This is a genomic window from Candidatus Methylomirabilis sp. (genome assembly GCA_036000645.1).
Classification (GTDB): domain Bacteria; phylum Methylomirabilota; class Methylomirabilia; order Methylomirabilales; family JACPAU01; genus JACPAU01.
This window is the reverse complement of sequence record DASYVA010000157.1, coordinates 1-10,074: the sequence shown is the minus strand read 5'-3', so window position 1 is coordinate 10,074 and position 10,074 is coordinate 1. Positions and strand designations below refer to the sequence as shown.

Annotated in this window: 7 protein-coding genes; 1 reads left to right on the top strand and 6 read right to left on the bottom strand. The window is 69.2% G+C overall.

The features are described 5' to 3' along the window. The 6 genes from VGT06_08905 to VGT06_08880 all read right to left on the bottom strand — a co-directional run. Positions 1-204: type II secretion system F family protein (locus VGT06_08905; GenBank protein HEV8663241.1), on the bottom strand; the 204-nt coding region annotated here is incomplete at its 3' end. A 41-nt stretch (positions 205-245) separates the two neighbouring features. Then, positions 246-1,340 (bottom strand): type IV pilus twitching motility protein PilT, encoded by a 1,095-nt coding sequence (locus tag VGT06_08900; GenBank protein HEV8663240.1) that lies wholly within the window; start codon positions 1,338-1,340, stop codon positions 246-248. Positions 1,341-1,414: 74 nt separating this feature from the next. Then, positions 1,415-3,118, bottom strand: a complete 1,704-nt coding sequence (gene pilB / locus VGT06_08895; GenBank protein ID HEV8663239.1) for a type IV-A pilus assembly ATPase PilB — start codon at positions 3,116-3,118, stop codon at positions 1,415-1,417. A 90-nt stretch (positions 3,119-3,208) separates the two neighbouring features. Next, positions 3,209-4,075, bottom strand: a complete 867-nt coding sequence (locus VGT06_08890; GenBank protein ID HEV8663238.1) for a shikimate dehydrogenase — start codon at positions 4,073-4,075, stop codon at positions 3,209-3,211. Positions 4,076-4,220: 145 nt separating this feature from the next. Further along, entirely contained in the window at positions 4,221-7,010 is a 2,790-nt protein-coding gene (glnD, locus tag VGT06_08885) for a [protein-PII] uridylyltransferase (GenBank protein ID HEV8663237.1), read from the bottom strand. Between the two features lie 83 nt (positions 7,011-7,093). Then, the gene (locus tag VGT06_08880; protein HEV8663236.1) at positions 7,094-9,382 is read right to left on the bottom strand and encodes a PBP1A family penicillin-binding protein; all 2,289 of its coding nucleotides are present in this window, start codon (positions 9,380-9,382) and stop codon (positions 7,094-7,096) included. Between the two features lie 236 nt (positions 9,383-9,618). Between VGT06_08880 and VGT06_08875 the strand changes: the two genes are divergently transcribed. Next, a partial coding sequence (locus VGT06_08875; protein ID HEV8663235.1) for an alcohol dehydrogenase catalytic domain-containing protein occupies positions 9,619-10,074 on the top strand: 456 nt, incomplete at its 3' end.

Genomic DNA, 10,074 nt, shown 5'->3' with positions numbered 1-10,074 from the left:
GAAGACGGCGATGTCCTTGTCATTGACGCCCCCCCCGAATCCGGGAAGGCTGAATTGGATGTCTTTGGCCTTCTGCTTGACCGAGGTCGCCAGGATCTGCTGCTTCCGGAGCTGGACGACGACCGCGTCCCGGTTGGGGGCGTCCATCTCCCCCGAGATGGTCTGGCCACCCCGGGTCCGTCCCACGTAGGCGAACATCGCCATGGTCCGCTCCTCTCCCCACGCCCCCGCTGGGGCGCGTCAGCCTACCGTCGGGCCCCGGCCAGGGCGCCGGGTTGGCCCCGTTGGATCATCTGCATCAGCTCGTCGGGACGCGTGGAGGCCGCCATGGCCTGTTCCGTCGTGATGTTCCGCTTCTGAACGTGGTCCAGGAGGGCCTGGTTCATGGTCTGCATCCCGAACTTCTCCTGCCCCGTCTGCATGGTGGAATAAATCTGGTGGACCTTGTCTTCCCGGATGAGGTTCCGGATCGCCGCGTTGGGGACCATGACCTCCAGCACGAGGACCCGCCCCTGGCCGCTCGCCTTCGGCATGAGCGTCTGGCACAGGACCCCCTCCAGGACGAAGGAGAGCTGCGCGCGCACCTGCGGCTGCTGGTGAGCCGGGAACACGTCAATGATTCGATTGATGGTCTGCTCGGCCGAGTTCGTGTGGAGGGTGGCGAAGACCAGATGCCCGGTTTCGGCGATGACGAGGGCCGCCTCGATGGTCTCCAGGTCCCGCATCTCCCCGATGAGGATCTTATCGGGATCCTCCCGGAGGACGGACTTGAGGGCGTTCTTGAAGGAGTAGGTGTCGGCGTGCAGCTCGCGCTGGTTCACGATGCACTTCTTGTGCTGGTGGACGAATTCGATGGGGTCCTCGATGGTCAGGATGTGCTCCTGCTTCTCGCTGTTGATCTTGTCAACCATCGTGGCCAGCGTGGTGGACTTCCCGGACCCCGTCGGTCCCGTCACCAGCACGAGGCCCTTGGGCTTGTTGCAGAGGTCCTCCACCACCTTGGGCAACCCCAGCTCCTGGAAGGTGTAGATCTTGTGTGGGATGGTCCGGATGGCGACGGCCACCGCCCCCCGCTGTACGAAGACGTTGGCGCGGAAGCGGGCGAGCCCCTTCACCCCGAAGGAGAAGTCCAGCTCCTTGTTCTCCTCGAACTTGTGCTTCTGGGCATCGGTGAGCATGCTGTAGGCGAGCGCCTTCGTCTCGGCCGCCGCCAGCGGTTGGGTGCCGATCGGCATCACCAGGCCGTGGAGCCGGATCATGGGGGGGATCCCCGTGGTGATGTGGAGATCCGAGGCCCCCTTGGACACCAGCTCCTTCAGTAACTCGTGGAGGTTCGCCATCCGTCTGGTCCCCTTCCCTGGCGTACGGGTTTCTCCCGGCCGCGGGCGCCGGGCGGTTTCCCCTTCCCTCTCCGCTACGACCCGCTGCTGACCCGCATGACTTCCTGGATCGTGGTGATCCCCTCGCGGATCTTCTGCAGCCCGGCCTCCCGCAAGGTCTTCATCCCGTTCCCCCGGGCCAGCTCCCGGAGCTCCGCGGCGGAGGCCCCCTGGAGCACGGCCTCCTTGACCTGTTCGGTGATGAGCATGACCTCGTAGAGCGCCACCCGCCCCTTGTAGCCGGTCTCGCTGCAGGCCATGCACCCCTTCCCCTTGAAGGTCTTGACGCCCTTGGCCTCCTCCGCGGAGAAGCCGATGTCCACCAGGGCGCTGCGGGGGAGCGGGACCTCCTCCCGGCAGGAGCTGCAGATCTTCCGGCAGAGGCGCTGGGCGAGGATCAGGTTGGTGGAGGCGGCCACCAGGAACGGCTCCACCCCCATGTTCAGCAGCCGGCTGACCGTGCTGGGCGCGTCGTTGGTGTGCAGCGTGGAGAGGACGAGGTGGCCGGTGAGGGCCGCCTTGATGCCGATCTCTGCGGTCTCGTAATCCCGGATCTCACCGACCATGATGATGTTCGGGTCCTGGCGGAGGAACGCCCGGAGGGCCGCTGCGAAGTTCAGGCCAATCTCCGCCTTCATCTGAACCTGGTTGATGCCCGGGAGGTTGTACTCCACCGGGTCTTCGGCGGTCATGATGTTGGTCTCATTGGTGTTGAGGCGGTGGAGGGCGGAGTAGAGGGTCGTGGTCTTCCCGGAGCCGGTGGGGCCGGTCACCAAAACCATGCCGTACGGCGCGAGGATGGCCTTCTCGAAGTCCTCCTGGGCCTTCGGGTCGAAACCCAGCCGGGCCATGTCCAGCTGCAGGTTGGACTTGTCCAGGAGCCGGAGCACCACCTTCTCCCCGAAGATGGTGGGGAGGGAGGAGACGCGGAAGTCCATCTCCCGCGGCCCCATCTTGATCTTGATGCGGCCGTCCTGGGGCAGGCGCCGCTCGGCGATGTCCAGCTGGGACATGATCTTCAGGCGGGAGGTGATGGCGGCGCGGAGCTTCATCGGGGGCTGCATCACCTCGTACATGACGCCGTCGATCCGGTACCGGACCCGGAACGACTTCTCGTAGGGCTCGACGTGGATGTCGGAGGCCCCCTTCTTGATGGCGTCGGTGAGGATCAGGTTGACCAGCTTGACGACCGGCGCGTCCTCGGTTGCCTTCTCGAGCTCGGCGACGTTGACCTGGTCGTCTCCCTCGCCGACCGCGCTCACGTCCCGGTCGTCGAAGTCCTTCATGAGGTCCTGCACCAGCCCCGCGGAGTCGTAGTACTTGTTGATGGCGTTCTTGATGGAGGACTCGGCCGCCACCACCGGCTCCACCTTGAAGCCGGTCATGAACTTGATGTCGTCGATCGTGAAGATGTTGGAGGGGTCGGCCATCGCGACCGTCAGCACGCTCCCCGTCCGGTTGATCGGGACAACCATGTGCTTCTGGGCGATCTCGGAGGAGATCAGCTTGATGACGGAGGCGTCGATCTCGAAGTGGGAGAGGTTGATGGAGGGGACGCCGTACTGCTTGCTGAGGAAGGAGGTGATGTCGTCTTCGCTGATGAACCCGAGCTTCACGAGGTTGGTGCCGAGCCGGCCCCCCTGGCTTTCCTGCTGGTGGAGGGCCTTCCTGAGCTGGTCCTCGGTGATCAGGCTGGCCTTGACCAACATCTCCCCGAGGCGGCTCGCTGCCGTGGCCATGGACGGAAGACCTCCGGCGATTCTCCGGCGGGTGAGGGCCGGGCAGGCACCGCGGGGGCGGGCATTATCTGCCCCGCGGTTCCCCCCCTGTCAAGAGCCGGCGAGGCCCCGCGCGAGGCCTGCGCGCATGGCGTCCAGGGGGGGCGCCTCCCCCGTAAAGAGCTGGAACGCGGCGGCCCCCTGGTGCAGGAGCATGCCGAGCCCGTTCAGCACCCGGCACCCCCGTTCCCGCGCGGCCCGCAAGAGGGCAGTCTCGGGGGGCCGGTAGATTACGTCACAGACGAGGGTCTTGGGCCTCAACCCCTCCAGATCCAAGGGGAGGGCCTCGCCCGGGATGAGGCCGACCGATGTGGCGTTAATCAGGACATCTGCCGATCTGACGGCCTCAGCCAGCTTGGGGGATTGCAAGGCGAGTGCCAAAAATTGACACCCGGGAAACTGCGTGGCCAGACCTCCAACCAGGCCTTCGGCCCGGCCCGCAGACCGGTTGGCGACCGTGATCTCTGCCGCTCCGTGGGCCGCGAGCGCGTAGGCGACACCTTTCGCCCCGCCCCCTGCCCCGATCAGGAGCACCCGGGCGCCGCGCGGGTCCACGCCCTTCTCTTCCCGCAGGGAGGAGATAAAGCCCCCCCCGTCCGTGTTGTGCCCGACCAGGCGGCCGTCGCGGGGGACGATAGTGTTGGCCGCTCCGACGGCTTCGGCCTCGGGCGACAGGGCGTCCAGGAAGCCACGGATCCGCTCCTTGTGGGGAACGGTCACATTGGCCCCCGCGAAGTTTTCCATCGCCCGGAAGGCCGCCGCGGCCGCGGCCAGCCCCTCTGGCGGGACCGCCCAGGGCAGGTAGACGAAGGGGAGGCCCAGGGCGGCGAAACCGGCATTGTGCATGGCGGGGGACAGGGAGTGGGCGACGGGGTGCCCCAGGACGAAGCAGAGCCGCGTCGTCCCCGTGATCCCCATGGCGGCCATCCCCTAGCTCGACCCCGACAACTTGTCCTGCATGCTCATGCGACGGTCGGAGTGTCGGGCCAAGTGACGAGCATCACGAATCCCGAGGGAGGAGGCGGCCGGAGGCGACGTGAGCGCGACGTCAGTTGGCCCGGCCCTACCCGATCCCCTCGGAGATGGCATCCGTGAGGCGTCGCCGGATCTCTTCCATCCGCGGCCCCTCGGCAACCTTCGAACCATCCGCCTCCGTGACGTAAAAGACGTCCACCGCCCGATCTGCCTCGGTGGTGATCTTCGCGAGGCTGAGATCCACCCCCAATTCGTTCAGCACGCTGGAGATCACATAGAGGAGCCCCAGGCGGTCGGCCGTCCGCACGTCCAGGACCGTGTGGCTCTCGGAGACGACGTTGTCAAACTCAACCCGGGTTGGCGGGGGCACTGCCCCCTTATAGGCCGGGCGCCGCAGGACGTCGCGCCGCCGGGCCAGGATCAGCTCCCGGACGTCCACCGCGTCCTCGAGGACCCGCTCCAGGTCCGCGCCGAAGCGCGCCCAGGCGGCGGGCTCCCCAATCGCCGCGCCCCGGCCGTCGTCCACCTGGAAGTGGCGGATGACCAGTCCGTCGGCTAGCGTGGAGATCGCGGCGCTCAGGATGTTCATGCCGTTGGCGGTCAGGCTGCCCACAATCCGGGCGAACCGCCCCGGCTTCCCGTACGCGCAGACTGCGACCTCCGCGTGCCCCGCCATCGGGTAGGCCGCCCACTGCCAGGCCACCTCCGATCCCCCCTCGACCTGCTGGATGAAGCGGAGGTGTTGGGCCACTCGGGCCGCCGGGGTACTCAGGAGATAGCGGACCGGTGCCTTCTCCAGGTGCGCCTGGATGGCGGCGGCGGGAAACTCGGCCTGAAGCTCCCGGAGGAGGGCCGCCCGCACCTCCGCGGCCCGCGCGGCGTCATCCACCCCCTCGGCGATCCCCCGGGTCAGGATGGTGTGGGTCTTCACGTAGAGCTCCCAGAGGAGCGCGCCCTTCCACTCGGTCCAGACGTCCGGGCCCACCGCCCGGATGTCCAGGTACGTGAGGAGGTAGAGCATTTGCAAGAGGGGAATGGTCTTCACCTGTCGGGCGAACTCGAGCACCATCCGCTCGTCCGAGAGGTCGCGGCGTTGCGAGAGGTGGGCCATCACCAGGTGGTTGGCCACCAGGAACTCGACCTGGACCACCTCCTCCGGGGCGAGCCCCATCCGTTCCAGAATCTGGACCGCCAGCCGGCGGCCCGTGGGAACGTGGCCGGGCCCCTCCCCCTTCCCGATATCGTGGAGGAGGACAGCCAGCTTCAGGACCTCCGGTCGGGTGAGGCTGGCCAGAATGGCCCGGAACTCCTCCGCATGGGTGGTCTCCGCCCGGTCGAGCTCCTCCAGATGCCCCAGGGCCAGCAGCGTGTGCACGTCCACCGTGTACTTGTGGTACAGGTCGTGCTGGACCAGGCAGGTGAGCTTCCCCCACTCGGGGATGTAGGCCCCGAGCACCCCGCTCTCGTGCATCTGCCGCAGGATGCCGGCCACCCCGGTCCGCTCCCGCAGGATGGCCAGGAAGAATCCCAGCGCCCGGTTGCTGCGCCGGACCGCATCGTCGATCCGGTGGAGGTTGGCCCGGATGAGGTCCCGCGACCCCTGACTGAGGGCGAACCCGGTCTGCTGCACGTACCAGAAGGCCTTCAGGAGGCGCACCGGGTCCTCGGCGAACAGCTCCTGGTGGCGGGGCAGGACATGGATCTCCCGGCCGATCTCGGTGAACCCATCCCCCAGGTCCCTCCCCATGAGCTGGCGAAGCCGGGCGCCGACCCGCGACGGGGTCCCGGTACACCGGTCCACGATCCGGGCCGAGATCTGTTGAATGGTGCGGGCGTGCAGGTAGTAGCTCTGCATGAACCGCTCGACGCCTCGCGCGGCCCCGTCATCCGTGAACCCGAGGTGGGCGGCGGCGGGCACCTGCAGCGGGAAGAGGAGGACATCCGACCGGGTCTCCGCCAGGTAGTGGAGCTCGACCCGGGCCCGGAGCAGGAAATCGATGGCGGCCCGGTAGCCGTTCACCTCCTCCCGGTCCAACATCCCCCAGGTGGCCAGGTCGTCCAGATCCCGGACCGGGTGCTGGGCTGCCGCCACCCAGAGGGCGGTGTGGGCGTCGCGGAGCCCCCCCACCCCTTCCTTGATATGGGGCTCCTGCAGGTGGAGGGAGCCCCCGTACTTTTCGTGCCGCGCTGCCTGCTCCGCCAGCTTGGCCCGGATGTATTCCTGGGCCTTCCGGCGGACCATGGCGCCCCCCACGACCTTCCGGAGCCGCTCGAACAGGGCCGGCTCCCCCGCCAGAAATCGCGCCTCCATCATGGAGGTGCGGGAGCGGAGGTCCTCCTCGGCCATCTTCCGGCAGTCGCCTAACGTCCGGACTGCGTGGCCTACGGTGAAGCCCACGTCCCAGAGCAGGTGGAGGAGGAAGTGCACGAGGGCCTGCATCGCCCGCCCTACCTCCCCCTGGTGCAGGAACAAGATGTCCACATCGGAGGCCGGGCAGAGCTCCCGCCGCCCGTAACCCCCCAGGGCCACCAGGGTGCAGGACCCGACCCGCTCGCCGAAGCGGGCGGCCGCCGCCGCTTCCGCCGAGCGGTAGAGACCGGCTAACAGCGCGTCGGTCAGGGCCGTCAGGTCCCCCACGGTGCCCAGGCCCGGGGCGCCCGCCCGGTGGCTCCGCTGAATCGCCTCCCGCCGTTCCTCCACGAAGGCCCGCACCGCCCGCACCAGGCCCTGGCGGCGGCGGCCCCCCGGCTCCCCCCGATCCGGGGCGGTCAGCAGGAGACCCGGACCCCCCTCTGCCCAGAACGGGGCAAGGGATTCCTCCAGGTCCGCCGCCCAGGCGGTGGCCCGTCCGTCGCCTTGCGTCGCGGTCTTCGCCATGAGGATCACCCTATGGGATCGCGTGTGCCAGGCGCCAGTATAGGGAGGCCGCTTTCCGGGGGTCAAGGAAAAGGGCCCGCGGCTTACGGCTGATTCTCGGGGGTCCCCTCGGTCCCCCGCCGCAGCCAGCGGAACAGACCCCCCGGATGCGCCGGGCAGGCCGCCGTCGGTTCCGTGCCCTCCAGGAACGCCTCCTCGACGCGCACCGGGCACTCCCAGGTGGCGAGGCCGCCCGTCCCGGGGTCCACGGTCCGGAAGCTCACACCCGGGGGAACCGGGAAGTCTGCCGGCTCGTTCTGGGGGAGATTCTCCAGGAAATCCACCCACAGGGGAAGCGCGGCAACCGCGCCCCCCAGCTTCAGGGGCTCCTGGCGATCGAACCCGACCCAGACCCCCACGGCAACCGTCGGGGTGTATCCCACGAACCAGGCGTCCCGAAAATCGTCGGTGGTTCCGGTCTTCCCCGCCGCCGGCCGGCTCAGGCCCAGGGCTTGAGCCTCCGCCCCCGTCCCCCGCTCGAGCGTCCCCCGCAGCAGGTGGGTGAGGATAAACGCCACCTGGGGGCTCACCACCTCCGGGCCCGGTCCCAGGGCCTCCTGGTACACTTCTCCCCCCAGGATCACCGCCGCCACGGGATTCGGCGTGACGCTTTGTCCCCCCGCGGCCAGGGTGGCGTAGGCCGCTGTCACCTCGAGCAGCGTCACCTCCGAGGTCCCCAGGGCGAGGGAGGGGACCGGGGCGAGGGGCGAGGTGATGCCGGCCGCCTGGGCCGTCTCCACGATGCGCCCGAGGCCGATCGCCTCGGCCACCCGGACCGTGGGTACGTTCAAGGACTGCTCGAGAGCCGTCCGCACCGTCACCGGCCCCCGGAAGAGGCCGTCGTAGTTCTCGGGCGACCAGGGCTTGCCCGCGGCGAGCAGGGTGAGAGGGGCGTCGTCCACGAGGGTGGCTCCCGTGAAGGGGGACCTCCCCTCCGCCGGGGTCAGGGCGGCCAGATAGACGAACGGCTTGAAGAGGGAGCCCGGCTGCCGCCGCGCCTGGACGGCCCGGTTGAACTGGCTTTCCCGGTACTCGCGCCCTCCGACCAGCGCCAGGACGGCCCCGGTCCGGACGTCCAGGGCCACCAGGGCCGCCTGGAGGCGGTCCTCCGGGCGCTCTCGCCGGAGGTGCGGGTACCGCCGCTCGAGGCGGGCGAGGGCGCGCTGCACGGCCGCGGCGGCGGCCCGCTGGAGGAGGGGATCCAGGGTCGTGGAGATCTGCGCGGGAGCCGCCTCCACCGTTGCCCCCGCCTCCTCCAGCCTCTGGAGGGTGTAGTCCACAAAGTACGGGGCCTGAGCCTCGGCCTCCTCGGGAGCCCGGATGCCGAGGGGGGCGGCGCCGGCCGCCGCCTCCTGCTCCTCCGCGATCATGCCTTCCTCGCGCATCCGCTTCAGGACCAACGCCCGCCGCTCGCGTGCCCGCTCGGGGTCGCGGAAGGGAGAGTAGAGGTTCGGTCCCCGGACGAGGGCGGCCAGGAGGGCCACCTGCGGCAGGGTCAGCCGCTCGACCCCGGCGCCGAAGTAGAACCGGCTGGCCTCCTCGATCCCCCGGATCGGGACCCCGCCCCGCTGCCCGAAGTAGACGGCGTTGAGGTAGCTCTCCAGGATCGCCTCCTTCGGGTACTTGAGCTCCAGCACAAGGGCCAGCACCGCTTCCCGGGCCTTGCGCCAGAACGTCCGGCGGGGCGTCAGGTAGAGGGTCTTCGCGAGCTGCTGCGTGATCGTGCTCCCGCCCTGCACCAGCTCCCCGTGGCGGAGGTTCACCAAGGCGGCCCGGGCGATCGCCCGGAGGTCGAGCCCCCCGTGGCTGAGGAACCGCCGGTCCTCCACCGCGAGAATGGCGCCGGTCAGGTGCGGGGGAACCTCCTCCAGCGGGACCGGCCGGGCGAGGGCGAGGCCCGCCCCCGGGTCACCCGAGAGGAGTTCCGGCTCGAGGCGAAGCTCGGGGAGCTCCTCCCCCTCCGGCAGCCGGCGGATCTTTACCAGGTGGCCCTCGGCGAACTCCAGGCGGACCGGCCCGCCGGGGAACGGACCCTCCGGATACGTGAAGGGGCGAAGGTGGACCTCGACCGCCTCGGACTCGACCACCACGTCCCCGGGGTCCTCCAGCGCCTCCGCGGTCCGATACCCGAGCGGCACGAGACGAGCCAGGAGGCGTTCCCGGGTGAGGGGCAGGCCGGGGGCGAGGGACAGGGGGGCGCTGTAGATGCGCGGGGGCCCGATCGGGATCTCTCCGGGGACCGGGAGGCGGATGGTCGCGTAGAGGAGGAGACCCCCGGCCAGGACAAGGCCTGTTGCCGCCGCCACCGTATGCCGCCAGTTGATGCGCCGCACCGCTCCCCCCGAGGTCCCCGCAGTATAGCAGCATCACCGGGAGATTTCGCTTGCGGCTGTTTCGCGCCCTTCGATATAGTGGGCAGTGGCCCCACGATCCTTCCGTGGACTGCTTCGTTTTCAGCGGAACCTAAGCCGTCATCCGTACTACGGACGTCAATCTCTCTCTGGTTCTGACGCCCGCACTGGCAGGCCCCGCGGACCGCGGCGTGGGGACGGGTGACCCGGGGGGAACCATGACAGCGGTGATGGGGCGGGTAGCCGCATTCTTTGGGACGGGCAAGCCGATGGAGATCCGAGAGTACCCGGTCCCGGACCCGGAACCGGGAGCGCTCGTCCTCCGGACGACCCTAGCCAACATCTGTGGGTCCGACCTGCACCAGTGGCGCGGGGAGTTCGACGTGGAGAAGTTCGGGCGGCCCTACCCCCAGATCCTGGGGCACGAAATGACAGGGCGCATCTTTCGCGTCGGGGCGGGGGTGACGCGGGATACTGCCGGCGAGGCCCTCGAGGAAGGGGATCGCGTGGTCTTCCGGTACTTCTATCCCTGCGGGAGCTGCCCCGCCTGTCTCCGGCGCATCACGCGAGCCTGCCCGAACGCCCGAGTCTACCTCAAGAAGTCCTGCGATCACCCACCCCACTTCTACGGGGCCTTCGGGGACTATTACTACATCCGACCCCACGCGGCCCTC

Bases quoted from the DNA above. Each gene is read 5' to 3' on its own strand.
- pilB (HEV8663239.1), bottom strand. From the start codon at position 3,118: ATGGCCACGGCAGCGAGCCGCCTCGGGGAGATGTTGGTCAAGGCCAGC.
- VGT06_08900 (HEV8663240.1), bottom strand. From the start codon at position 1,340: ATGGCGAACCTCCACGAGTTACTGAAGGAGCTGGTGTCCAAGGGGGCC.
- glnD (HEV8663237.1), bottom strand. From the start codon at position 7,010: ATGGCGAAGACCGCGACGCAAGGCGACGGACGGGCCACCGCCTGGGCG.
- VGT06_08890 (HEV8663238.1), bottom strand. From the start codon at position 4,075: ATGGGGATCACGGGGACGACGCGGCTCTGCTTCGTCCTGGGGCACCCC.